Consider the following 25,434-nt stretch of genomic DNA (forward strand, 5'->3'; position numbering starts at 1 on the left):
ATCGAACTTTGCCTTTAGATGTTAAGCTTGTGTCAGCTTGTCATAGTCTTCTGGCTCAATATCGGATACTTTAGCTAATACCGATTCATATTTTTCTCGACTTCCTCTATTTGCTCGTTCCTGAAGATAGGATTCATTCATCAAGACAGATATTTTTTCAGCGATTGCCGCTGCAATAAATTGATCGACCGAAATATTATCTTGTTGCGCTAGTTCTTGCATACTTTTGTAAATTGAATCGGGAATATTAACATTTAATGTACTCATAACAAAACTCCTATCGATTGTAAAAACTCTATTGGCTTAACTGTTTTCAATCCAAATCGATCGATTTCCACAAAATCACGATTATTGTATGTAACTATACTATCACAGCGAGCTTTAACAGCAAGTTCCAAAACCATGTCATCCTTGGGGTCGCGTAAGTAAGGTCGCCATAGAAAAAAGATTTGATGGTGCGTTGCTACCGAACAGTAGAAATCAAGTCAATCTCCAACATCCGATCGTGTAATTGACAAATTTGTTAGTATCTCGTAGCAATACTTCTTCATACTCTAAAACAAGTGGCACAGATAAATGGATGTCAAATATTCCAGTACCTATGAGTTGCAGTAATCTAAATGCACTACCTCGACTGGAGCGCAAACCTGCAACACTAACATTGGTATCAATAACAATTTCTGGCACGAGTATACTAACAAAATTCTGCTTAGTTTAGATAATAACGCGGCAAACCTAAAATTGGCAATTAGTCCTATAATCTACCGACGCACGAGTATCTTTTTTGACCAACAGGGCGATCCATGAGGTGTGTGGATGCGATACTTTTTTATTGATAGGCGATCGCACTCTTTCGCCAAACCAGCTTTACCCTAGAGCGTACTCGCCATGAATTCGATACCATCTTAGCTGAAATAAGATTAGAGGAGGAAGTCATTTATCGTCTACTGCGGAGGGACATTATGCAAGAATCTGTAATTTATCGTTCTATTTAAGAAGAAGCAGAAGCTAGGGCAGAAGCAAGAAAGTAACGAGAGATTGCTGTTAATCTTTTAAGTAACGGAGTGACGATCGAGATTATTGCTTCTGCGACAGGTTTATCGGTTGAACAAGTGCAACAACTCCAACAGCAAATCTCCGAATCACCGCCAACTTAAATTTGTGCGATCGCATACTTTAAAGCTGGCTCGAATATCCTCAAATTGTACGCCTTTGCTTTCTTATCGAGTGGCGTAAGTTTTAACCCTGTTGACAAACAGTGAATTTTTATTTTCTTCTGCCACTGAGTGACAGCAGAGTGCTAGTCATTGCTTCAGATTCCACTGTATCGCAATTTTTTAACAGCGACAATCCGAATAAAATTCGCAAAGCCAAAATTTCAAACCAAGGCAACCCCCAACCTAATTTCATTTTAATCAAGAAATACTTTTCAAATGCTGCTTTTGCCCAGTTAACCCAGCGTCCTTGCAAAGAGTATGAGTAACGCCGTTTACCTGTTTTTGGATCGGGTAAGACGGGGGCGGCAACATAGACAATGCCTGTATCGCCAAATTCAGCAAAACAAATCGCTTCCAAAGTTGCTGTTTTTAAACTATCTGCAATCGCGCCTAATTTTACACCAATATTATGCGTCACTGCCAATCCCATTGCTTCTGTCATTTGTCCGGTTTTGGGTAATCCCAGTCCAGAGATTGCTTGATTTTCCGGTAATTCTACGCTGACACCAAGGGCATAAACTGAAGATAATTGAGGATGTTCGTAGGTAGGTAATACGGGAATAAACCCTTTTTCATTGCCCAAACCCGGTACTTTGTGAATAAAATTCACTCCCCGGAAAGCTGGAAGAATCATGGCATATTCAAAGGGAAACTTTTGCCCACTAGCAAGTGCGATCGCGTCGGCATCAACGGAGGTAATTTGAGCGTTAGTTAGCGCTTCAATTCCTCTTTTTTTTATCAAGTTTTCGGTTAATTCTTGAGAGTTACTTAATCCATCTAAACCTAAATGTCCGAGGTAAGGTTCTGGTGTCACAAAAGTAATCGATACTTTGTCCCGCAAACCTCTGCGCCGCAGTTCCCACTCTGCCATGAATAAAAATTCATAAGCTGGCCCAAAACAGCTCACTCCTGCCATTGCCCCTACCACCAAATGACGGGGATTTTCTAAGAATTTTAGCCAAGCTTTTCGCGCTTCTAAAGCATGATCCGGCGAGCAAACTGAATGAGTGTAACCCTCATCCGGCCCCAGTCCGGGGACAGCATCAAAAGCAAAAGAAGCACCTGTCGCGATCGCCACATAATCATAATCAATAATCCGATTTTCTTCAACTGTAATGTGTTGAGTTTCCGGGTCAAAATTGGTGAGATTTCCTAATATCCATTCAATCCCATGTCGCTGAGTTAACTCAGGTATATCTAATTGAATTTGTTCTAGGGATTTAAGATTCAGTGCTATCTGGACTAACCCAGGAATAAAAGTAAATTTTTGCCGATCGGAAATTAATATTACCTGATGTTCCTTCGGCAGCAGATGTCGCAGTTCATAAGCGGTAGGAAGTCCTCCTAACCCTGCGCCAATTACAACCACTTTTGCCATTTTGTTGATTTCCTTTTTCTGTGGGATCGCAAGCATTGCAGCTTGCGGACTCTTGTAAAGGTAGTATTTCTTTTTTTTCTCTACTTCCTATAATTATGACCTACAAAATGCACATTAAATATAAATAGGATTTATACCAAATTATCTTTAACGCCAGTCTGTGTTGGCGATATTGCTGTACTCATGGTGCATCTTAATCAATATGTTGTTACCCTTTAGCGCTCTAAGGTATTGAGTATTTTTACTTAGTTTACCCCTAAAAATTAATTTAAAAACCCTTTGATAATATAATTAAATGGTTATATAGTGAATAAATGAACAAGAGGCATAACCTCAGCGACTCAAAAGAGGGGGTTAATTGATGGGCAAATTATTTAACGAACTTAAACAAGACATCTTGTATCAACACGGCATGAATGCTTGCCTAAACTGCGGCGTATGCACAGCAGTTTGTCCGGCAGCAGAGTTTAATGACTACTCTCCTAGAGAAGTGATGAACATTTGCCAATCTGAATCTGATGATTGGATTGAAGAGTTACTTAAGTCCGACAAAATTTGGTATTGCGGGCAATGTTTTTCTTGCAAAACGCGCTGTACAAGAGGCAATAGCACCGCCTCAGTTATTCTTGCCCTGCGCCGACTTTCCGTTCGTCACGGTTACTTTGCCGAGTCGGAAAAAGGCAGACAGCAATTATTTGCTAAGCGAGTATTTGGGGAAAATGTATTGAAACGAGGCTATACCTTGTTAGCTGAAAATATCACCCCTGCCCACTTTCCAGAACTCGGAGAAAACTGGGAATACTATTACGAACATCGAGAAGAAATGCGCGAATGGTGGGATGTGCCAATGGATCTCGAAAATAGTGCAGGTTCCCACCGAGTTATTCCCGAAAAGGACATGGAAGAATTGCGGGCAATTTATAAGGCTACCGGGGCGATTGAGTTAATGGATGCCGTAGAAAAAGGCATGGAAAAGAAACTAGGTAGCAAAGAAGAAGTAGAAAAATACTGGGAAAACTGGGTAGAAACTGCTGATAGCAGAAACTACGAAATAGACGATAAATAAGGAGAAATTATTGTGAAAGTAGCAAGAGAAAATCTGGTTTGGGAAAAACATCAAAAGCAAGTTCCAACAGTAGATGATGAAGGCGGCAAATTGTGGGGATGTTTCCGCAGTTGCTTTCTCCAAAGTGCCGCACCATATACCGAAGGCATTGCCTATAAAATCTTAAAAAACGATTTAGGCATGGAATTGCGGGAAGCACCCGGACATACTTCCTGTGGCGCAATTGGCTATCATGGAGATGTATCAAACTTGGAAACACAAATGGTAGTTGCGGCGCGAAACTTTTCCATTGCCCATCACGAATTAGGTGTCGATAATCTATTTTCATTCTGCGTCACTTCTTTTGCCAATTACACAGAAATGATCAAACTCTGGGAAGAAGAACCGGAGTTACAAGAATACACCGAAAAAACCTTAAAAGAAACCACCGGACGAGAGTTTTGGATTCCTCATGTTTCTGGGGGTAGACCATCTGTTGTTCATGCTTCCGATGTGTTTTTTGCCAATCGGCATAAATTAGCTGCTAAAGCCAAGTATAGTCTCAAGGGAATTAAAGCAGTCGATCACATCGGATGTCACTACGGAAAAATATTTCCCAGTGAGTGCATGGGTGGTGCTGAGTTTCCAGAAGTATTAGTAGGGATGTTGGAAGCTTTTGGTGCGGAAATTGTTGACTATCCAGAAAGAAGACATTGCTGCGGCATGGGTTTTCGCCAGTGTGCTTTTCCAGAAAATAGAGACTACACCGCAAGTAGCGTCTACAAGAAGATGAAAAGTCTAAAAGAAGCTCACCCCGATTGTAACTTGATCCTTACCAATTGCCCCGGATGTACGGTATTTTTGGATGCGGAACAAGGAACGATTAAAGAAGTTTTGGAAGAAGAATTTAACGTCAGCGTTTTGGACTACGCACAATTGACCGGGTTAATGTTAGGCTATGACCCGTTTAAGGATTGCGGACTGAATGCGAAAGTCGTTGAAATCGAACCTTTGCTAGATAAAATCGGCATTCCTTATGACAAATCTAAGACTGCCGAACAACGCCGAAGACCATTTTAAGAGGTGAGAAACCTGGTTTCTTCCAGGAAACAAAGTTTTCTGGTAAAACTTAACCAGAAACCCGACCCGGTTTCTTTTCAACCAATCGAATAAACCCGGTTTCTTTAATTAACTATAAAGGTCAAAAACATGAACAAACAAGTAGTCGTAATTGGTGGTGGCCCTGCGGGAATGGCGGCGGCTGGAAAACTGCAAGACTTTGGCTATGATGTAGTTTTGATCGAGAAACAAGCCGAAGTTGGCGGACATTTAAACAAGTGGTATAAAGTGTTTCCTGATTTTACCGATGCTGCGGAAATTACCGCCAATCTCAAGGCTGGTTTGGGGAATACCAGAATTGTAAATAATGCTACGGTGACAGAGATTAAAGGTTCTGCCCCTAATTTTCAAGTGACTACATCAAGAGGAGAACAAATTGAGGCAGCAGCAATTTTAGTTTCGACAGGATATAAGCATTTTGATGCAACTTTGAAGGAAGAATATGGCTACGGAGTTTATGATAATTGTATCAATTCGGTAGAACTAGATGCCATGCTGAAGGCACAAAGCGTTAAAACCAGAAATGGGAAAGTGCCCAAGAAAGTAGCGCTGATTCATTGCGTTGGTTCTCGTGATGAGAAGGTTGATAATAATTACTGTTCGCGAGTTTGCTGCACGAATGCCATTAAGGTAGGAATTGAGATTAAAGAACAGAATCCCGATTGTGAAATTTACTGCCTTTATATGGATATTCGGGTATTTGGTCGCGGTTATGAGGAACTGTACAGAACATCGCAAGAAAAGTATGGAGTACAGTTTCTGCGGGGTCGGCTTTCTGAATTAGCTAACGATCTTGATATTTACCGTCAAATTAAAAGACCTTTAACAGGGTTGAAAGTCGCTTGTTATTATGGTTGTCTGTTGACTCGACCCGCAGATATTACTGGTTGGGATTCTCCGGTTTTTCCTATGTCTATGGATAGATTGGCTCAAGCTTGTGGTGCGGAAGTTGTCGATTTTCGGTCAAAGACTAAATGCTGTGGCGGCCCGATTTTGGTATCTAAGCAAGAGGTAGCCTTTGAGTTGACGAAGAAACTATTAGATGAGGCAAAATCTCTGGATGCAGATTGCATTGTTTTGGCTTGTCCTTTGTGTGCAACTAATCTCGAACTTAGGCAAGCTGATATCGAGAAAATGTACAATGTTACTTACAATATCCCAGTTATTTATATCACCGAAATTATCGGATTGGCTTTGGGAATGAAACCAGGAAAATTGGGAATGAATAAGCATATTGTTTCACCCAAATCTGTTTTGAAAAAACTAGGATATTGAGGAAGTAATACCAAATCCGGGTTATTCATCCCCTTTATTAGCAATAATCCGTAGTTGCGAGCAAAGCGAAGCAATCACCTAGTCTCTGCGATTGCTTCGCTTCGCTCGCAATGACAATAAAAGGGGTAGTAAAGCCGGATTTGGTATAAGCTATTACGCATTTAAATTTATTATTTGTATCTGTGACCTATTAAATGCGTAACAACTTAGCAGAATATCTCCTGTTGCCTGGACACTCAGGGCATCTGCGGAAGCTTGCCAGAAAATTCCAGGCAAGCGATCGCTCGATCGTTCCTTACCTTTCAAGTAGAACCAGCAACGCTACTCTATCAATAAAAACAAGCTCCCAGGGGAATTGAGCAAAAGGTAATGCTATTAATTTGCATTAGTAGCCGCGATCGCGCCGCAGTTTGTTAATTTTTTTTAAGCCGAGCTATTTTAATCGGAATTCGTATAATAGAATACAGAAATAGGCAGAAGTATTCTTTCCCTGTCTCAAACGGGGATGATATAACTCAGCTTCAAATAACACCAAATTTTCTGGAACATCTGTTTTTTAACTTTTGAACTTTCCCACAGAAGTTTAAATGTGAACTTTTCATAACCAAAAATCCAAGAGGTTAACATGAATCCAATTGCTGAAATATTGTTGGAACAGGTAACTTATGCTCAAAATTTGGCGCAGCAAATCCTGTCGTTAAGTAGCTTAGACGAACCGGGAGTAATTTATGCCTTTGCTACTCCCGACACGCTGGTAATTAATTGTCGGGACGATCGAACGGCCTGGCTATTTGACGAGGAACAATCGAAATTATATTTAGCGATCGCTAAGTTAAAGTGTTCGATTCAAACGATTGCGATCGAAAAAGCTGGGAAAAGGTTTTATTGCTGGTAGATTTGTCAATAAGGGATGCTCCTAATTGCAAATTAATTGATTTAAAAACTACTTTCCGAACTTCTCAAATAACTGAGGTATGCGCCTACCAACTCCTAATTCCTAATTACCAAGCATACCTCACTTACCTCAAAACTGGGCGATCAATTTTCCTGCAATTGCTTAACAGCGCGAGTAAGGCGCTGCAAATATGGTTTGATGATTTCTCTATTCTGGTACTGTAGTTGGGAAACTTGCTCCTGCAAGCGGTTAATCTGTGCTTCTAGTGCTGTTAAGTCTTTGGCGGGTTGATTTGTCAAGTATTCTAATTGATTTACAGAAGCTTTAACCTCATTAAAATCAGAAGTATCACCGCTACGCTTAGGCAAATCTGCGGTATTATTTTTAATGTCAGTTAACTTTTCATCCATTAGTAAAAATCGGACATTCACAGTTTCCCAATCTTGCTGTCCCAGTACATTCGTCTCCAAAACGCGGAGTTTCTGTTGCAAGTCAGAGAGGATAGCATCGATATCCTGCGAATTTTCCGGGATGGCGTGGACTTGGCGGTGGATGGATTCTACAACTGTATGGATGTCCGCGATCGCAGAGTTAGCATTTTCCCGTACCTGTTCCTCGAAGCGTTGCCGATTGGCCAAATTCAGCGACAGAGCTAGAGTTAAGGGAGCAGCGGCATAGATAAATTGACCCGATAGTACCGCCGTCAACGTACCAATGGCTGAACCAGCAACAGATGCGTATTCCGCCACTTCTAGCCAGTTTCGCTGGCTGAGGGGGTGGCTTACAGCTTTAAAAGATGAGTTCTCAATTTTCTGCATGGCTTGATAGTCTGGTAGATTGCATTATGGACATGATAGAGGCAATTTGGGGATCGAGAAGGGCGATCGCGTCAAAATTCAACTATAGCGATCGCTCCCATCCCTTAAATCCCCCAGTAGTTACTAAGGAGATAAAAATAAAATGGGTCTGAAAATTATCGAAAGCTTTGATAGCAATTTTACCCTGGAACCAGACGCGAAAGCAGAACTGTTTACTTTGTTAACGGCTGAAAACTTTCTCAAACAAGTAACCGAGCAATTGCACTGCGATCGCGCCGAGTTTACAGAATTAATTTTCCAGCCAGTTCCTTACAGTACAGCAACACCGAAAGGGATGCCTGCTGAATTTGAGAAGTATCGGGAATCGCAGGATTATCAAATTATTAACGTCCCCCCTAACTTCATGTTCAAAGCTAAAATCTTTAAACCCAGTCGCCTTTGTGCAATTTATCGAGTTTTTAACAATCAAGTCTAATAAAAAGAGAAAAAATGTTTCTCTTGAGGACACAAACCACAGGAAACATCCCCTTTTTGAAAAAGACCTAACCGATCCTTTTCATACATTCCCCTTTCCTTTTTCTATTACTTCTTCCTTCTTCCTTCTTCCTTCTTCCTTATCAACAATGACAAGCGAAATACCATCCCTCGCCAGCTTAGAATTTATACCCTACATTAACGCTGAAGGTTTAGTTCCTAATAGCGTACAGGGAAAAATTGGAGTATATGCGATTTTTGACAGCGAGAAAGTTCTACAATTTGTTGGCTATTCTCGCGATATGTATCTCAGCCTCAAACAGCATTTAGTGCGCCAGTCGCAACGCTGTCACTGGTTAAAATTCCAAACTATTGAACGCCCAAATCGTACCATTTTAGAAAACATCCGAGATGCTTGGATTGCCGAGAATGGTTTGATACCTGCTGGCAATGATTCTGAGCAAGCTAAGTGGAACGATCCGATCGATGTCAAACCCGCTATGACTGTTGAAGAACTAGCGAGTTATGAAAGTATAGCAATTGATGAAATTGCTAAAGATAAGTTGTTGAAAAATGTCGCGCGGCGAGTAGAGGCCGAAATTTTATCCTCTCTAAAATCGCGTGGCGTAACAGAGGAAATTCGCTTTAATCCTAAGTTGAAAACCAGCGGTTTACTGGATTTGAAGTAAGGCGCGATCTCAAGTAGGACTTACGGAATTTAACGGTCTAGCAAGGGTTGGGGATTGCTTGCGCCTAGTCAAGCGCTACGCGCAGGCACTCGCCTTCGCAATGACATAAATACGTTCAAGACTGCAAATCAGATAAAATAGAGACATCGCTAGAGGTAAAACAATGTATCACGTTACAGCAGACTACGCCAAAAATAACTTTAACGAAGTAATCGAACGTGCCACTGTGGAACCAGGGGGCGTTGTCATCGTTCAGGAAAATAAAAGTTTCATTTTAATTAGCCAAGAGGAGTTAGAAGCTTGGATGGAAACTTCAGAGTTGCTCCAAGACAAAAACTTACTATCTGATATTGAAGAGTCACGCGAACAATATAAGAAAGGTGAAGCTTTAAAAATGGATCGAGTATTTAGCTAACTTTGCTAGAACTCATTACGGTGATTAGATAGTAATTGAAATAAGTAGCGATCGCACTCTCTAAAAAGTGCGATCGCCTTCTAATTCACGCCCATCTACCTATTGACTAATCAGCAGAGCCACCGGAAAATTTTTAAGAGCCTCACCAATTGCTAACTTACCATCTGTTTTAATCATCTGCTCAGTAATAGCATTTTTCCAAACAGACGGTATTTCCCCTGCAAATTCAAGGCTAGTATCTCCCCATACCTCTTCACCGAGCGGCATTTCTTCTGGCTGAATCAGCGTCGTTAAAAAGCGAGGAGCAACTGTCACAATCGTCCTATCTCCATAGGTTCTAGCAAAAGCCACAACACGATCCTTAAACTTACCAATCGCCTCTAACGGCTGATAGTTTCCTTCCTGAAAAACTTGCTCATATTGTTTTCTTGCCTCCAGAACTTTTGCAATCAAAAATAGCTTAATCCTGGCATCTTCCCGCGTCACAATCAGCTCCTCAATCAGCTTCAAAATATCCGCCTGAGCTTTCTCCTTAATCTCCTGCAAAACCGCCACACGATGTTCAAAATTAACCGGCCGACGATTATCTGGATCTACATGACTGAAATCCCAGAACTCAGTACCCTGATAAAAATCAGGCACACCGGGAGCAGTGGCTTTTAGCAGCGTTTGCGATAAAGAATTAAAAATTCCATATTGAGCAACCCGCTTCCAAAAAGGCATAACCTCCTTGATAAATTGATTTTCTTCGGAAGGCTCCAGAACATTATCAACAAAAGCCATAAAAGCTGCCTCGTAATCATTATCCGGCCTTAACCAGGCAGTATGAACTTTAGCCTCACGGACGGCCTTAATCATAAAGTGTTTCATCCGCTCGATAAAGTCAGTATTTTCAATCCCCTCAAACGGCAAAGTTCCAACCAATGTTTGATAAAAGAAGTATTCATCATTAGGAGCCGGAACCATTCGACCCTTAAGATTTTTTCTGTGAGGACGATTGATCTCGCTCCAAGCTTTCACCTGTTTTTCCCATTCTTCCGGCATTTCAGAAAGCACATTAATTCGCGCTCGCACATCTTCCCCACGTTTAGTATCGTGAGTAGCTGTAGCATTCATTTTATGCGGCCAGACTTCCTGCTGCTTGCGGTTAAACTCGTGAAAATCGGCTAGCGAAATACCAAAATGACTGGGACTACCGCCAACTTCATTCAGAGATAAAAGGCGATTGTAAACATAGAAAAGAGTATCTTCAATTCCCTTTGCCATCAAAGGGCCAGTCAACTGCTGAAGCTTCATTACAAAGTGACGCTGTTGCTCTCTTTGTTCTGCTGTCAAACTTTCCTCTTCTTCAAGTAAGAGTAAATTTTCGATAAAGTCAAGTTCTTTCAGCAATCGCGGTTCTTGTTGCTTAGCTTTGGCGATCGCGTCTTTTACATAAGTACGATCTGATTCTCTCAACCCGTCCTGATTTATATAGGTTCTATAAACTGGGAAAATTGTTAAAACTGCACTAAGTGCTCTTGCTAAACCCAGCCGAGTAAAGTCATTTCCGTGTCGGGATTTACCGGATATTTTTTTCAGAAGTTGAGCTAAATTATCTACATCTCCCGCTAAATTCTTTTCAACAATCAACCCTTTCTTGTCCTTAAAAAGCTGTTCGTAATTAGTATTTACTCGTGCAAATCGGAAGTAGATATCAGTGAACTGTTGCTCGTTCTCACCGCAACAGAAAATGCCGTTAACGTAGTTCAAAAAGTCGTATCCACTCGTTCCCTCAATCGGCCAGTAAGAGGGTAAGTCTTCTTTTTGTTCAAGAATTTTTTCAACCGTAATGTAAATATCTCCAGTTTTCTCTCTGAGTCGTTTTAGATATTCTGTTGGGTCATAGAGTCCGTCAATGTGATCGATTCTCAGTCCGGTAAATTTTCCCTCTTCAACCATCTGGAAGATTAGAGCATGAGTTCTGTGAAAAACCTTGAGTTCTTCAACTTTGACAGAAATTAATTCATTCACAGTAAAAAAGCGTCTGTAGTTAATTTCTTCGGCTCCTACTTTCCAGAAAGATAGGCGATAGAACTGATCCATGAGCAAACTATCCAGCAGATTAAAACTTTCTGGATTCCCCTTTTCCCCATTAAACGATTCAATGTTTTTATCAATAAACTCCTTCACTGATGGATTTTGAGTATAAAGTTCCCACAGAAGACCCTTGACAAAAGCTATCTGGTCGTATCGTTCTTTGCCTTTGGTTTCGGAAGGCGCACTTTTGATCAGGTAAAGGATACCGAGTAACTTGATAAAATCAGGATGCCGTCTTCCTAATTCCTTGGCAAGGCGACCCAAATTATGAGTAATAAATTTGGTATAAGATGCGAGACAGATGGGCAGTTTTAGGCTATAATAATTAACACTTAAACCACCTTCGTCATAGTTGAGCTGAATCTCGCCATTTTCCAGACAATCTCCATAAAAATTGCCTAGCATAGGGGCAAGTATTCGCCCTTTAAGGTTTTCATCAGGGTGGTTCCATTCAATATCAAAGTAGTCAAAATAGTCGGAATCATGACCGTTTTCTAGTACGTCCATGAGCAACAGATTTTGAGTGTCATAGGCCATGTGGTTAGGAACAATATCCTGTACCCATCCCATGCCGCGTTCCTGAAGTTTACTCACCAGTTCTTCAAAGTTTTCTGATGTTCCTAGTTCAGGATTGAAGTGATTTGAATCAACAACATCATAGCCGTGAGTGCTGCCCTTTCTCGCTTTAAAAATGGGTGAAACGTAAAGGTCAGTAATTCCTAAGTCTGCAAGATAACTAACGATTTCATTACCAGCTTCAAAGTTAAACCCTCCATGAAATTGAATCCGGTAGGTGGTGATGGGAATTTGCATAGTTTTACCTTAATTTTAAGAGCGCTAAAGCGTAACTACGTACCTTTGCTTCAATTATTCACTTGGCATTTGTATGAGGGGCGCTCGCTACAGCAACCTTGTAACTTAATAGTTACAAATTATTGAGGCGATCGCTACCCTACTCCTATAACTTTTATAGCTCATAAAGTACAAAAGTATGCGGCTTTATGGTCAATTCCTGACCAGGTGAGATCTTTTCAGGCAATTGAGAACCAGAACCCATCCATTTTTCCTCAGAAGAGTCTAGAATCTTCTTCCAGTTGCCTTGGGGAAGTGCAGCCTTAAACGTCACATTTCTCTCTTTGAAGTTTAAAATGCAAAATATCTGACTGTCATCACTCCAGCGACGTAGAAATAAGATTTTTTCATCTTCGTTACTAGACACATCTAGATTTTTCTTGTCCAGTTTTTTCATGGCCGGAATTGTGCGGCGTACTTGAATTAATTTTTGATGCCATTCCCGTAAAACTTTGTGTTTGCCTTCTTGCTGTTTTTCCCAGTTAAGCTTGCAGTTATTAAAAGTGTCATAACTTTGGGGATCTTGGAATTCTCCTCTACCTTCAAAGACTTTAAATTCTTCTTGCTTGTCTTTCCGTATGGCTTCAATTAAGTCCACATCAGAGTGAGAAACAAAGTACAAAAATGGTGCTTCTTCCCCGTATTCTTCCCCCATAAAAAAGAACGGGATATAAGGAGAAACTAAGACAGTACCAGCGGCAAGTTTCAAACCGTCAAAAGAGACTATCTTGGATAATCTATCTCCCAAGATTCTATTGCCAATTTGGTCGTGAGTTTGCGAAAATACAACAAATTTATGACCTGGTTCTTCTAGAGCAGAGTTTCCGTGTTTTCTTTTTCTATGAGGGGCGTATTGTCCAGAGTAAACAAAGCTTTCTCTAAAGGCTTTTTCTAGATGTTCGCACTTCCCAAAATCTTGGTAATATCTGTCATTTTCTCCCGTAAGTAAGGTGTGTAAGGAGTGGTGGAAATCGTCGCACCATTGGGCATCTAATCCAAAGCCGCATACCTCCTTGGGACGTAAAGCTCGAACATCATTTAAGTCACTCTCTGCTATTAGATAAAACTTCCGTCCTAATTCTTGAGAAAGGTCAGCAGTTAGGTCTGTCAGCTCTTGCAAGAATGGTCTAGCGCCTACTTCAAAAATTGCTTGAATGGCATCTAAACGCAGAGCATCAATGTGATATTCTTGGAACCAATAAATAGCATTTTCGTGAAAATAGTTGCGAACTCCATCGCTATATCGATCGTCAAAGTTGAGAGCGTCTCCCCAAATAGGATGATATTTATTGGTAAAGTAGGGGCCAAATTGAGAGAGGTAATTGCCTTCGGGGCCGAGGTGATTGTAGACAACATCAAGAATTACTGAGATGCCATGTTCGTGACAGGCATTCACAAATTTTTTGAACCCTTCCGGCCCACCATAGGAGTTTTGTACTGCGTAGGGATAGACACCATCATAACCCCAGTTACGTTCGCCTGGAAATTGGGAAACTGGCATAATTTCAATGGCGTTAATTCCTAACTCGCTTAGAGCTCCCAGTCGGGGAATTATGGCCTCAAATGTACCTTCACTGGTAAAAGTACCGACGTGCAATTCATAGATAACCATTTCCGCTAACGGCACCCCTTTCCACTCTGCATCTGTCCACGTAAATCTAGTTGGGTCAATAACTTCAGATGGCCCATGTACGCCTTGTGGTTGATATCGGGATGCGGGATCTGGTTTGTCGGTGGTTCCTTCAAGTTGGTAATAGTAAAGCGTTCCCGGTTCGATGTCTGTAGCTGTTACTTCCCAGTAGCCTTCATCGGATTCTTTTTGCATGGGAATGAGGCGTTTCTCTGGGGAAACAATTTGTAGCGCGACCTCTTGGAGAGTGGGAGCCCAAACTGTAAATTTACATTTACCTACACCGTGATATTCAGCACCAACTTTCACGTTTATTTTCCCTATTTCAAAGTTAATTTTACTTTTTGATGATGGCGGCGATAATGGGGATAAAGCAAATAGTTGCGAAGATTTGAACTTTGCTGCGATCGCCCGTTAAGTCAAGGTGAGTTTGACTTGAAAACGCCTATTTTGAAAGTAACTAGAGTTAAAGTTATAAACAACTAACTTTAGACAGAGTAACTAAATGCTATAATTGTAACTGAAAAAACAGCAAAAAATCGCAAAATCTGCATTGTAGCTTGCACCGATTTGGTGGGCATAATTAAACGTAATCTGAGCCTACTTTTTTATGGTTATTGCCTTTGGACGGGAAATCTGCGGGAATCTCGACTCGGTTGAGTCTCGCGAGTGGTTGGTAACAAACGGTATCGGCGGTTATGCTTCAGGAGCGATCGCGAATCTGCTCACTCGCCGCTATCATGGTATGCTGGTAGCAGCTCTCAAACCGCCGCTAGGCCGCACTTTGATGCTGGCAAAGTTAGACGAAACCGCTTTATACAATAATTATACCTATCCGCTTTATACAAATCGTTGGGCTGACGGCACTGTGGAACCGCACGGCTACAAGTACATCGAACGCTTTCACCTCGAAGGCACTACACCTGTCTGGAGCTTTGCTTGTGCTGACGCACTTCTAGAAAAGCGGATTTGGATGCAGCAAGGTGCTAACACAACCTATATCCGCTACTATCTGCGCCGCGCCACAAAACCCTTAACCCTCGCTATTAAAGCCTTAGTCAATTATCGCGACTATCACCACCTTACCAACGCCGACGACTGGCGGATGAGCATCGATCCGATTGAAAAAGGAGTCTGCGTGACTGCTTTTCCCAGAGCCATACCCCTTTATCTGCTCGTAGATGCCCAGCCAAACGCTAAATTTCACCTCTCTCTACCCGCTTATGATTGGCATTACGGATTTGACTTAGCAGTGGAAAAATATCGCGGCATGGATCATTGTGAGAATCATTTGCACGCAACGACTTTTCACATTACGATTGAACCCGGAGATTTTCTCACTTTAGTAGCTAGCACTGAGAAAAATCCCGATCTAAATGGCGAAGCAGCCTTACACTTGCGCCGCACTTACGAGCAAGAATTACTGCAAACCTGGTCAAAAGTGAGCAATAATCCTGAGTGGGTGAACCATTTAGTGCTAGCTGCCGACCAGTTTATCGTCAACCGCCCTCTAGCTAACGAACCAGATGGGAAAAGCATCATTGCCGGATATCCTTGGTTTAGTGATTGGGGTCGCGATACGATGATTAGCCTCCCCGGCCTCACAATCTGTACTGGGCGTTACGACGTAGCGCGGTCGATCCTTCGCACTTTTGCTCGCTATGTAGATCGAGGAATGTTGCCAAATCGCTTTCCTGATGGGGCGGACGCTCCTGAATATAATACTGTAGACGCGACGCTGTGGTATTTTGAGGCAATCCGTACCTATTGTGAGGCCACTGGGGACGACCAACTTCTAGGGGAACTCTGGCCTGTTTTGGCAGAAATCATTGATTGGCATCGGCAGGGAACTCGCTACAATATACATCTCGACCCCGATGATGGTTTAATTTACGCTGGTGAAACGGGCGTACAGCTCACTTGGATGGATGCCAAGGTTGAGGATTGGGTGGTGACTCCCCGGATTGGGAAGCCGATTGAGATTAGCGCTCTTTGGTACAATGCGCTACAGGCAATGGTAAATTTTGCTCAAAGGCTGGGCAAGTCTCACATAGAGTATGAGAGATTGGCTGAGGCGACGGCAAAGGGTTTTACCCGTTTCTGGAATGATGGGGTGGGTTATTGTTACGATGTTTTGGACGGGCCCGGCGGCCACGATGCCTCACTTAGGTCTAATCAGTTATTCGCGGTGTCGTTGCAGATTTCTCCAGCTTCTTCTGCATCTCCCCAACCTGCTAACCCTTTCTTGGCGCTGGCGGGGAGTAAAAAGCTGGCTGGTTATCCCTCCTTACTTACGCCAATTCAGCAACGCTGTGTAGTGGATGTTTGCGCTCAGCATCTTCTCACTTCTCACGGTGTGCGGAGTCTTGCCCCGGAAGATCCGCAATATCAAGGTATTTATGGAGGCGATCGCTTCCAGCGTGACGGTGCTTATCATCAGGGTACTGTGTGGGGCTGGTCGATCGGCTCCTTTGCTTTAGCTCACTTACAGGTATACAAAGATCCGGCGCGAGTTAGGGAATTTCTGGAACCTATGGCTAATCATCTATTGGCGCACGGGGTGGGGAGTTTAAGTGAGATTTTTGATGGGGATGCCCCCATGCAGCCGAGGGGTTGTATTGCCCAGGCGTGGACGGTGGCTGAGGTGCTTCGGGTTTGGGCGATCGCACAATGTTAAAAGGAATGTTAAAAGGGGGTTAAGAGGGCGGTTAAGAGGGCGGTTAGAAACCGCGTCTACACAAACAAAACCCGCCTGCGCGGGTTAAATTTATACAGTCTCGTGTTGCTCGGTCAAGCCACCTGTTAAAATTAGTAAATCTTTTCCTCCCTAAAATCGGCGATCGCCAACATCTTCATCAACCCATCAAAAATATTATGAAATCGAGTAGTGCAGCACAAATTTTCTGGTCGATATTGAGCAGTTTTATTTTTGTGTGTCTCATTCCAATTTTAGCTATTTTCTATTGGTTTGGTCTGAAAGTAGGTCTCGTTATCACTTTTTTATTCTCGCTTTGTTTTTTATGGCTATTGTCCTATATTAAATCTAAGTTGCTGATGGGAATGCCCGATGAATTTAAGTATCAATCAGCGATAGTGACAGATAACCCCTTGCTAAATATTACTTGGTTGCAACAGCAAACTAGCGCCTTAGAATCTCTGGGATTTGTGCAGTTAATAGATTATAAAACAGGGGAAAATCCTGGTTTAGGGAGGTGTTTTGCTCATCCTCAACACTATTGCTATGCGGAAGTTACTCAGAGTTTTCAAAAAACAGGAGAATTATTGATAAGGCAAATTGCGATCTCCAGTAACTTAGATGAAGGTTGGCAGTTAGGTACTGTTAACCGCCAAGCTAATGTTATAGATAGCATTCCTTATGGTTTTTGGCGCAATCCAAAATCTGTACGGATTTGCTATCCCGATCTCAGCTTAGAGGAAGTATTTGAGAAGCATTTGGAATTTCGCCAGCGGATGGTGGCGGATTTAGGTATTACAGTATTGACAGATGTTTCGTGGGAGAATTACGTTAAGATAGAGCAGGAAGCAACCACTTATCGCAAGCGATCGCTAAAGAGAAAAAATTTATTATTGGCAATGATAGAAGTCACGCTGTTTGAACTAAATCCTAAGTCAGAATGGTTGGGTGATTATGCTAAATTTGCCCGACAAAGATGAAGTTTAGCAATTACCCAATTAGCCTAAAATTATCTTGAGTAATCAGATTAGCTTGCACCCCGCTGAGGGTAGCTAAGACTTGACCAGTTGTAGCGATCGCAATTAAACTTCCACCAACATCTTGACTAACACTTAATTGCTCAAAAGTCAAGCCACCCCTTAAAATCAAGAAATCCTCACCAACCGTAAAATCTGCGATCGCATCACTTCCCCCTAAACCCAAAACAAAGCGATCGCTACCACTCCCACCCACGAGTATATTATCCCCCAAATCCCCGCACAGCCAATCCTCACCACTTCCCCCCCTCAAAGAATCGTTATCTTTGCCACCGTAGAGAGTATCATTGCCTTCATCACCGTCTAGGCGATCGTCACCCTCACCGCCAAAAATCAAATCATTACCGCTACCACCGCAGATACAATCTTCTTCACCGTTAGCAGCGAGTGCGATCGCGCTACCAATATCACCAAAAATCGTATCGTTCCCATCGCCACCACAGATAGTATCATCACCGCGATCGCCCCACAACAAATCATCGCGATCGCCACCCAAAATCACATCATCATCCTTGCCGCCTTGTATAGTATCATTATCCTCGCCTCCCAAAAGCGTATCTTCCCCTTCTTGTCCACTCAAAAAGTCGTTTCCAGTACCACCAAATAGGAGATCGCGGCCATTCAAATCAGGATCGAAGGGGTTGAAAGTGCCTCCAAATAAGCTATCTGCACCCTCATCGCCAATTATAGTATCATTACCGCGATCGCCCCAGATTAAATCATCATCCTTACCCGCGATCGCCACATCATTATCCTTGCCCGCAAAGATAGTATCATTGCCAGCATTGCCATTAATATAATCATTACCCTCATTGCCTAGAAGTAAGTCGCGATCGCTTTCCGAACCAATAGGAAATTCGCTAGCAAATCCCCCATAAATATTATCATTTCCAAGCTGGCCAAACAAAATATCATTATTGCCAAAACCATTAATAGCATCATTAGCATTACTACCGATGAGAATGTCATCGTTATCCGTCCCGTTGAGAGTGCTATCTGTCGAATTAAGGTCAGGAATAGAACTCAGGCTTGGTAAGCTAATCTGTTTGCAAATACAATCGGTTTCATCAAAATGGGAAGGAATTAATGTCAGAGTTGGCGTTAGCGTAACTGATGGAATTGGAGTTGCTGATGGCGTTGGAGTTGCTGATGGAATTGGCGTATTTGATGGAATCGGAGTTGCTGATGGAATTGGTGTTGGTGTTGGGGTAACTGATGGTGTCTGTGTAAATGATGGCGTTGGAGTTACTGATGGCGTTGGAGTTAGTGATGGAATTGGTGTTGGTGTTGGGGTAACTGATGGTGTCTGTGTAAATGATGGCGTTGGAGTTACTGATGGCGTTGGAGTTACTGATAGAATTGGTGTTGGAATTGGGGTAAATGATGGTGTCTGTGTAACTGATGGCGTTGGAGTTGTTGATGGAATCGGAGTTACTGATGGCGTTGGAGTTGCTGATGGCGTTGGAGTTAGTGATGGAATTGGTATTGGTGTTGGGGTAACTGATGGTGTCTGTGTAACTGATGGCGCTGGAGTTACTGATGGAATTGGTGTTGGAATTGGCGTATTTGATGGAATTGGTGTTGGTGTTGGGGTAACTGATGGTGTTGGTATTGGCGTGGGAACAGGTGTCGGCGTTGGAGTAGTGTCTACAATAGTCAAAACAGCCTGAGAATTAGCTCCCAAAGTTGCCCCATTTGTGGGAGAATTTAAACTTAAATTAACTGTCTCATTCCCTTCTACTAAAGTATCATTAGTAATAGGAATAGTGAAAATTTTATTAATTTCGCCAATCCCAAAACTTAAAGAACCATTAATAGTAGTATAGTCACTCCCTGCATTGGCACTACCATCAGAAGTGGTATAACTAACATTAGCAGCAACATTAGCACTACCTGTACGATTTACCGTAATTGTCGCAGTTAAACCGTTTTCATTAACACTGTAAGTGGGATTGCTGAAAGTAAATATACCAGGGTCAGCAACGTCATCATCATTAATGGTTAAAGTTGCCGTATTTTGCGTTCCCAAAGTTGCCCCATTGGTGGGAGAAGTGAGGCTTAAATTTACAGTTTCATCTCCTTCTACTAAAGTATCATTAGTAATAGGAATAGTGAAATTTTTATTGATTTCGCCACTGCCAAAACTTAAAGTACCATTAACAGCAGTATAATCAATCGCTGCATTGGCACTACCATCAGAAGTCGTATAACTAACATTAACCGCTACATTACCGCTACCAGTACGTTCAACAGTAATAGTAGCAGTTGCACCATTTTCATTAACACTGTAAGTAGGACTGCTGAAACTGAATATACCAGGATCGTTGACAGTAATTGTCGCAGTCTCAATGGCGTTGCTAAAGGCAAATACTCCACCAACACTGCTAGCCACTGAAATGTCTACCGTCCCTCCATTAGTACCAGTAGTTCCGTCCCAAGCTCGATAATTAATATTAGCTATTCCGCTATAGTTAAGGCTAGGAAGAAAGCGAATTAAGGCATTTCCAGCTAATAACACAGAAGCCGTTGTCGTCGGCGCTAGTGAAGTCCAATTAGAGCCATTATCAGTTGAATATTCCCAACTACCATTACTATTATCCACCGATGTCACGACCATCCCTTGAGTATCTACTGTATCGGGATCGGTGACAGCACCTCCGCCAATCAAACTAGAAACCACTGTACCAAGGTTGCTGGCAGGTGCTATGTTTTTGTTAATTGATGTTAGCGTAGGCGAAAGGCTATTATCTAATACAGGCGCATTGTTGCCAGTGAAAGCTGCGAATGCAGTGGGAATTCCGAAACCAGCGCCAAAATTGTTGTCGGATACAAGTATTAGCGATCGCTTCCCATTTGCCTGCGGCGGGCCAAAAGTCATCCCTTCAAAATTAGTACCTAGTGGAAAAGAAGATAAATCAAGAACCAAAGTTTTTTTAACTGCTGTAACCCCACTACCAGGAAGAGGATCGAAGCCAGAAGAAATATCGGTTGCGCCTTCAAAAGACAACTGATATAGCTTCCCTACTCCCGTTGTTACATTACGATCTATAGCGAGAAAGGTATTATTATCCAGTGCCAATAATTCAGAAATACCGTTTCCAGAATCAGTTTCATAGAGGAATTCTCGATCGGGTGTACCTGTAGATAAATTGTATCGCAAAATCCGCGAATTACTAGCAGTACCGTCTTGTTTTAAAGCTTGTTCAGTTGCCGTAAATAGAAACTGTTGATCGGGGGTAATAGTCAGACTTTCAAAAGCTCTATTGCTAGTAATACCAGTAGCACCTGCTGATGCTATAAATTTACTAGGAATAGTTAGTGCCTGGTTTTGCTGTCCTGTTGAGATGTTAAAAGTATTGATAAAAGGCTGAGAAGTTGGGTTAGCGCCGCTGAAAATTCCTTCGGAAGAAATGTATACATCCGTCGCATTAGAAGCTAAAGCAATACCCTCTGTATCAGAAGTATCGCTGCCAAAAGGAGGCGGATTGCCTATAGTTCTTACACCTGTAAAAGCAACCCCTCCCGGTAACAATGCCCCCGAACTTACATCAATTGTGAGGGTATAAAATCGAGGATCGTCGGGACTACCTACAATATTACGACCGTCAGAAATACTATAGTAAGTATTATTGGTAGAATTGTAAGTAATGCCCGACAAGCCGCCTAATGTTGTACCTGCATAATTTGTATTTGAAGCAAATGTTTCTGAGCCAATAAAATTCAAGGGTGCCATAGGATTTCTTAAATTATCAATCCAAACAGTGTTAATTCCGCCGTTGGGCAAACCCAGAGATCCCGAACTATTAATAGTATAATTAGCGGTTACATTGACAGCAGTAATACTGTTTGTAAATTCGACATTGGCACCATTATTTGGTGCGGTAATTTGTACCTTAGCTGCACTTCCGAATGCTCCGGGAGTATTATCCCACGTAATCGAGTCAACGGACGTAGTGCTAGTGCTGCTAGTATCTACCCAAACAACATCAGTTGCAGCAAAATCCCCATGAGCTATGCCGGCGGGCACCACTTTATTGAGGAATCCGCCGCCAATTTGCAATTGAATATTCCAATCAGCATTAGTTCCACCTGGGACAGGGTTGTAGCTAGTATCCTCTGTCCCAATTGCAGTTGTACCACCGATGGCGACTATTGTTCCTGCCTTAAAAATAGGAGCAATGGTCGCCATATTAATAAATTGGTAAGCTGAATACTTAGCATCTGTGGTAGCAGTTGAATCGCCCACAAAAAAACTATTCATCTCAGCCGATGTTAAGTCTTTAGTCAGGACAAGCTCAACATATTCAGTGTTGGCAAACTGTCCATCTCGGCGAAATTCATTGATGATTATATCTGGCATCAAAACATAGTTGTAAGTCTGCATCACCTCCCGACTGAATACCAAAGGAGTTTCAATCTCACCTGTAGCAAACTCTAAATCCCAGTCCCCACCTAATGCTTTATTTCCAGTCAAGTTAATTGAAGCTGCAACATCCACCCCTACCAACTGACTAACTTGTTGTACAAAAGCCTTTCCCTTCTTCCCTGCGGCCACTTCGCACCCGTACAAAAGGATCTCAGCCCGATCTGCTAAAGCTGCTGACCACTGTTGCAAATCCTGAGTATAGGCTTCTAAGTTATCAAGATTCAGCCAAATTGAACCTAGCTGCAAACTTCCAGAACAACCGTGAGAAACTATATGAATACTTTTTATACTTTTGCGACTTGCTAAAATGTCACTAATTTGCTCTACGCCGCCCCGCGATGAATCTACTACTATTACTTCTGTGCCGATTTCAACGCCGTTGACGAGAGTTTGAAAGTCAGGAATCGCTGCATCAATAAACGCGATCGCTTTGAAAGCTGGAGTGGTAGATATTAGCATGGCACACCTGATAGAAGCCGATCATCTTTAAACGATTATGCACTCAATAATTCTAGCCTTAATTTCTTAATGCTTACCCATAATTGTTTGTAACGCCCCCTCTAGGCAGTATTGTTACCTCCCAGAGGGGGCATTACGTGAGAAGTTCATAATTCCTGAGAATTTTATCCGGATTTTTCAGCAAACGCAGGATATATAAAATGACCTTCCTGATGCCCGATCGGAGGTATGCCGCCAAAAGCTCACATAGAACCTCACCTCACAATTTGCGAACTCAAAAATCGCTATCGACAGACCCAAGATGCCACTGAATCCCGTCGGTGGCATCTGCTGCTGTTGGTTGCTAGGGATTGGACTATTAAGCACTCCGCCGCAGTCGTAGGTATCAACTACGATTACGCCAAAGAAATAGTCCAACGCTACAACCGCGAAGGGCCAAGTTCTGTCAGAAACCGCAGCGGAGAACGCCAGCCGCCGCCTGCAAAATCCCTGTTGACACCCGCCCAAAAAGAGGAACTGCGGCAAGCACTGCAAGGCCCTGCACCCGATGGTAAGGCATGGTCAGGCCCCAAAGTCGCTCGCTGGATTGCAGAAAAGACTGGCAGCGATCATGTCTGGCCCCAGCGTGGCTGGGACTATCTCAAGCGGTTAGGCGGAACCGCACAGGCAAAAGAAATAGATACATAACTAACCCACTCTTTTCTGTTCTCAATTTATTTCCGGATCTGTTTATAAAACATGGAGAGATGGTACGAGGGTTGCTGATGAAGGAAATAATAGCTCGATCGAGCTTAATTCTTTCTAGAAGCTATCATTTTGACCTTCACAACTATCTATTCACCCTAAAATACTGAACTTGACACCAAAAAATGAAACTGCAAGTCTTGATAAAAGTGCTGATGGTAACTGCGCTCGCCTTCAGCCTTACCACAGCCGCAAGCCAGCCCAGTTCTGCAAGTAGAACTCAGGATCTGAATAGCTGTAACACTAATAACGGTAGGAATAATTGCAACAACAATCATCGAGATGTCTGCAATGAACATCGTCCAGATGATTGTAATAACAATCATCGAGAGGCTTGCAATGACAACCGCCCTAATAATTGCTCGGAACCCAAAGTAGAATCTTGCAACAATCAGCATCCTAATACTTGTCAGCAAGAGCCAAAGGCGGAGGAAGTAAAACCTCCTCAAGCTACTCACCGTTTTTTCTGTGGGGATAACAACGGTGTTCCTACAACCTTTGTGGAAACACAAAAAGGTACTACTCCTGTAATTCGTTGGGTTTCCAATTACTTTTCCGATCATGGCTATGAACCTCTAACCCGGTGTCGCCAAGTATCTGCTAAATTTCAGCAGTTCTTTAATAATGGTTCGTTGAATTACATTACAACTGGTACTGTTAACCGTCAACCTGTAATCTGTGTTTCTAATACTAAAGGTGGCGCTTGTACGGGGGTATTATTCACACTCAAACAGGGTGAAGATGCTAACCGGGTAATGCAAAACCTTTTTGATATTCGTTCGGGTGCTGCTGGCCCGCTAGAAGAAAGTGGCTCTCGCCTCTATTTCGATATGAATAATTACCTGAAAAGTATCGGAGGCGTTGCCCACTTTCCCAATTCTGGAGTTTCTAATTCTCAGCGGAGGAGTGGGGCTTGGTAGTATTCAGTTAAGACTTCAGCAGTCAGAATTCAGAATTTAGAAATGGTTCTAGATTCTGAATTCTGTCTTTGTAAATGGCTGATGCTTTGATTCTTATTTGGCGCTATACAGTGGAGGTATCAATTTTGAGTGGGGATGATTTGAGAGAATATTTAAAGCAGAGAAGTAGGGGATTTAGTCAAGCCAAACTGACGAATTTTAATTCTGCTATTTTGTTTTCATTGCCAGTTTTAATTGCTATTTTCTTTTTTCAATCTCAGGCTGTATCTAAAACTGATTCCGAGCTTAAATTTGCTAGTTCTAGCATAGATAGTTTAGCAGGCTGTAAAAAAGTACAGCAGTTTTCAAGTGAATTAAATCTACCCCTACTTAGGCTTCCTCTCGAGCGCAAGAAAGCATCCGATCGGGTTGGTAGTGTTTTGCCTCCAACTGATTTAAAATCTGCTTTAACTTGTGGTTTTGATCGAGGATTTCATCTAGATCGAGTTGCCAAATCGATCACTGTCAAGGTGAGGTCAGGAAATAGTTGGGGTTCAGGAATTTTGCTACAAAGGCAAGGTCAAGTTTATACAGTAGTTACCAACCGTCATGTCTTGAATTTAGGCGACTCTCCCTATATTATCGAAACTCCTGATGGTTATACTTATGAGGCTAATTTGCCTTTGATAAATATGCCTTTCGGCGGTAATGATTTGGCTGTTTTGCAGTTCCGCAGTCTTGATAAATTTTATGCGATTGCCTCCCTGAAAAGTTCAAGAACACTATCAGAAGGAGAACGAGTTTTTGCAGCAGGCTTTCCCTTTGATGGGCGGGGATTTATACTAACAAAAGGGTGGGTTTCGCTATTACCCGATCGAGCTTTAGAACAAGGCTATAAAATTGGTTACACTAATGATATTCAAAAAGGCATGAGTGGCGGGCCTCTGCTTAACATTCAGGGTGAAGTTGTAGGGATTAATGGAATGCACGCTTATCCTCTCTGGGGCGATCCTTATGTGTATAAAGATGGTTCTTTACCTAGTGCAGATGTCCGCGATCGGATGATTGCTTTAGCTTTCGCAATTCCGATTGATACTTTTGCCCAATTAGCTCCGCAGTTCGCCTCTCTTCCTGATAGTTTACCTACTCGTCATTGGAGTGGCAATCATGGGGGTTTATCTTCGTTTATGGATTTGTTGAGTTTAAAGGTATCTAAGCCAATTGTACATCATAAACCTGTAAGCCTGGATTCAGTTTTTATGGAATAATAACGCTTAAAAAATAAGTA

The 25,434-nt window shown here is 42.3% G+C and carries 20 protein-coding genes; 12 read left to right on the plus strand and 8 right to left on the minus strand.

What is annotated here, in order from left to right; all coding sequences use genetic code 11:
* Nucleotides 1-21: 21 nt before the first annotated feature.
* The 4 genes from OSCIL6407_RS0115525 to OSCIL6407_RS0115535 all read right to left on the minus strand — a co-directional run bounded on the left by OSCIL6407_RS0115525 (nt 22) and on the right by OSCIL6407_RS0115535 (nt 2,595).
* Nucleotides 22-267 (minus strand): hypothetical protein, encoded by a 246-nt coding sequence (locus OSCIL6407_RS0115525; protein ID WP_007357080.1) that lies wholly within the window; start codon nt 265-267, stop codon nt 22-24.
* Nucleotides 264-449 carry a PIN domain-containing protein gene (locus tag OSCIL6407_RS38330; RefSeq protein ID WP_407635883.1) on the minus strand — a complete coding sequence of 62 codons (186 nt, stop codon included), beginning with the start codon at nt 447-449 and terminating at the stop codon, nt 264-266. The genes OSCIL6407_RS0115525 and OSCIL6407_RS38330 overlap by 4 nt, the downstream gene beginning before the upstream one ends.
* A 31-nt stretch (nt 450-480) precedes the next feature.
* Nucleotides 481-687 carry a PIN domain-containing protein gene (locus OSCIL6407_RS37820; protein ID WP_007357082.1) on the minus strand — a complete coding sequence of 69 codons (207 nt, stop codon included), beginning with the start codon at nt 685-687 and terminating at the stop codon, nt 481-483.
* 579 nt (nt 688-1,266) lie between these two features.
* On the minus strand, nt 1,267-2,595 hold the full coding sequence (locus OSCIL6407_RS0115535; RefSeq protein ID WP_007357083.1) for an NAD(P)/FAD-dependent oxidoreductase: 1,329 nt from the start codon (nt 2,593-2,595) through the stop codon (nt 1,267-1,269).
* A gap of 361 nt (nt 2,596-2,956) precedes the next feature.
* Between OSCIL6407_RS0115535 and OSCIL6407_RS0115540 the strand changes: the two genes are divergently transcribed.
* The 4 genes from OSCIL6407_RS0115540 to OSCIL6407_RS0115560 all read left to right on the plus strand — a co-directional run bounded on the left by OSCIL6407_RS0115540 (nt 2,957) and on the right by OSCIL6407_RS0115560 (nt 6,929).
* On the plus strand, nt 2,957-3,661 hold the full coding sequence (locus tag OSCIL6407_RS0115540; RefSeq protein ID WP_007357084.1) for a 4Fe-4S dicluster domain-containing protein: 705 nt from the start codon (nt 2,957-2,959) through the stop codon (nt 3,659-3,661).
* Between the two features lie 12 nt (nt 3,662-3,673).
* Nucleotides 3,674-4,720 (plus strand): heterodisulfide reductase-related iron-sulfur binding cluster, encoded by a 1,047-nt coding sequence (locus tag OSCIL6407_RS0115545; protein ID WP_007357085.1) that lies wholly within the window; start codon nt 3,674-3,676, stop codon nt 4,718-4,720.
* Between the two features lie 129 nt (nt 4,721-4,849).
* Nucleotides 4,850-6,034, plus strand: a complete 1,185-nt coding sequence (locus OSCIL6407_RS0115550; RefSeq protein WP_007357086.1) for a heterodisulfide reductase-related iron-sulfur binding cluster — start codon at nt 4,850-4,852, stop codon at nt 6,032-6,034.
* Between the two features lie 625 nt (nt 6,035-6,659).
* A complete protein-coding gene (locus OSCIL6407_RS0115560) occupies nt 6,660-6,929 on the plus strand; it encodes a hypothetical protein (protein WP_007357088.1) in 270 nt (89 codons plus the stop codon).
* 143 nt (nt 6,930-7,072) lie between these two features.
* Here the strand turns inward: OSCIL6407_RS0115560 and OSCIL6407_RS0115565 are convergent, their stop codons facing one another.
* The gene (locus OSCIL6407_RS0115565) at nt 7,073-7,747 is read right to left on the minus strand and encodes a hypothetical protein (protein WP_007357089.1); all 675 of its coding nucleotides are present in this window, start codon (nt 7,745-7,747) and stop codon (nt 7,073-7,075) included.
* A 142-nt stretch (nt 7,748-7,889) separates the two neighbouring features.
* On the opposite strand from OSCIL6407_RS0115565, the gene OSCIL6407_RS0115570 reads away from it, so the two are divergent.
* The 3 genes from OSCIL6407_RS0115570 to OSCIL6407_RS0115580 all read left to right on the plus strand — a co-directional run bounded on the left by OSCIL6407_RS0115570 (nt 7,890) and on the right by OSCIL6407_RS0115580 (nt 9,325).
* On the plus strand, nt 7,890-8,222 hold the full coding sequence (locus OSCIL6407_RS0115570; RefSeq protein ID WP_007357090.1) for a hypothetical protein: 333 nt from the start codon (nt 7,890-7,892) through the stop codon (nt 8,220-8,222).
* A 148-nt stretch (nt 8,223-8,370) separates the two neighbouring features.
* Complete coding sequence (locus OSCIL6407_RS0115575; RefSeq protein ID WP_007357091.1) at nt 8,371-8,910, plus strand: GIY-YIG nuclease family protein; 540 nt, start codon at nt 8,371-8,373, stop codon at nt 8,908-8,910.
* A gap of 163 nt (nt 8,911-9,073) precedes the next feature.
* Complete coding sequence (locus tag OSCIL6407_RS0115580; RefSeq protein ID WP_007357092.1) at nt 9,074-9,325, plus strand: type II toxin-antitoxin system Phd/YefM family antitoxin; 252 nt, start codon at nt 9,074-9,076, stop codon at nt 9,323-9,325.
* Nucleotides 9,326-9,424: 99 nt separating this feature from the next.
* On the opposite strand, the gene treY is transcribed toward OSCIL6407_RS0115580, so the two are convergent.
* Both treY and treZ read right to left on the minus strand, forming a co-directional pair.
* On the minus strand, nt 9,425-12,217 hold the full coding sequence (gene treY / locus OSCIL6407_RS0115585) for a malto-oligosyltrehalose synthase (RefSeq protein ID WP_007357093.1): 2,793 nt from the start codon (nt 12,215-12,217) through the stop codon (nt 9,425-9,427).
* A 154-nt stretch (nt 12,218-12,371) separates the two neighbouring features.
* On the minus strand, nt 12,372-14,195 hold the full coding sequence (treZ, locus tag OSCIL6407_RS0115590; protein ID WP_007357094.1) for a malto-oligosyltrehalose trehalohydrolase: 1,824 nt from the start codon (nt 14,193-14,195) through the stop codon (nt 12,372-12,374).
* A 301-nt stretch (nt 14,196-14,496) separates the two neighbouring features.
* Here treZ and OSCIL6407_RS0115595 point away from each other — a divergent pair, with 301 nt between their 5' ends.
* Together OSCIL6407_RS0115595 and OSCIL6407_RS0115600 are read left to right on the plus strand one after the other, a co-directional pair.
* On the plus strand, nt 14,497-16,563 hold the full coding sequence (locus tag OSCIL6407_RS0115595; RefSeq protein WP_007357095.1) for an amylo-alpha-1,6-glucosidase: 2,067 nt from the start codon (nt 14,497-14,499) through the stop codon (nt 16,561-16,563).
* Between the two features lie 197 nt (nt 16,564-16,760).
* Nucleotides 16,761-17,561, plus strand: coding sequence for a hypothetical protein (locus OSCIL6407_RS0115600; protein WP_007357096.1), 801 nt, complete (start codon nt 16,761-16,763; stop codon nt 17,559-17,561).
* A 10-nt stretch (nt 17,562-17,571) separates the two neighbouring features.
* Here OSCIL6407_RS0115600 and OSCIL6407_RS0115605 read toward each other — a convergent pair whose 3' ends face one another.
* Nucleotides 17,572-22,503: an esterase-like activity of phytase family protein gene (locus OSCIL6407_RS0115605; RefSeq protein ID WP_007357097.1), complete on the minus strand. Its 4,932-nt coding sequence runs from the start codon at nt 22,501-22,503 to the stop codon at nt 17,572-17,574.
* 228 nt (nt 22,504-22,731) lie between these two features.
* Between OSCIL6407_RS0115605 and OSCIL6407_RS0115610 the strand changes: the two genes are divergently transcribed.
* The 3 genes from OSCIL6407_RS0115610 (at nt 22,732) to OSCIL6407_RS0115620 (ending at nt 25,414) form a co-directional block, all read left to right on the plus strand.
* Nucleotides 22,732-23,190, plus strand: a complete 459-nt coding sequence (locus OSCIL6407_RS0115610; RefSeq protein ID WP_007357098.1) for a helix-turn-helix domain-containing protein — start codon at nt 22,732-22,734, stop codon at nt 23,188-23,190.
* A gap of 182 nt (nt 23,191-23,372) precedes the next feature.
* Nucleotides 23,373-24,167, plus strand: coding sequence for a COP23 domain-containing protein (locus tag OSCIL6407_RS0115615; protein WP_007357099.1), 795 nt, complete (start codon nt 23,373-23,375; stop codon nt 24,165-24,167).
* A 74-nt stretch (nt 24,168-24,241) separates the two neighbouring features.
* Nucleotides 24,242-25,414, plus strand: a complete 1,173-nt coding sequence (locus tag OSCIL6407_RS0115620; protein ID WP_007357100.1) for a S1 family peptidase — start codon at nt 24,242-24,244, stop codon at nt 25,412-25,414.
* Nucleotides 25,415-25,434 lie beyond the last annotated feature (20 nt).

Origin of the sequence: Kamptonema formosum PCC 6407, from assembly GCF_000332155.1 — a bacterium.
In the GTDB taxonomy this organism is placed as follows: domain Bacteria; phylum Cyanobacteriota; class Cyanobacteriia; order Cyanobacteriales; family Microcoleaceae; genus Kamptonema; species Kamptonema formosum.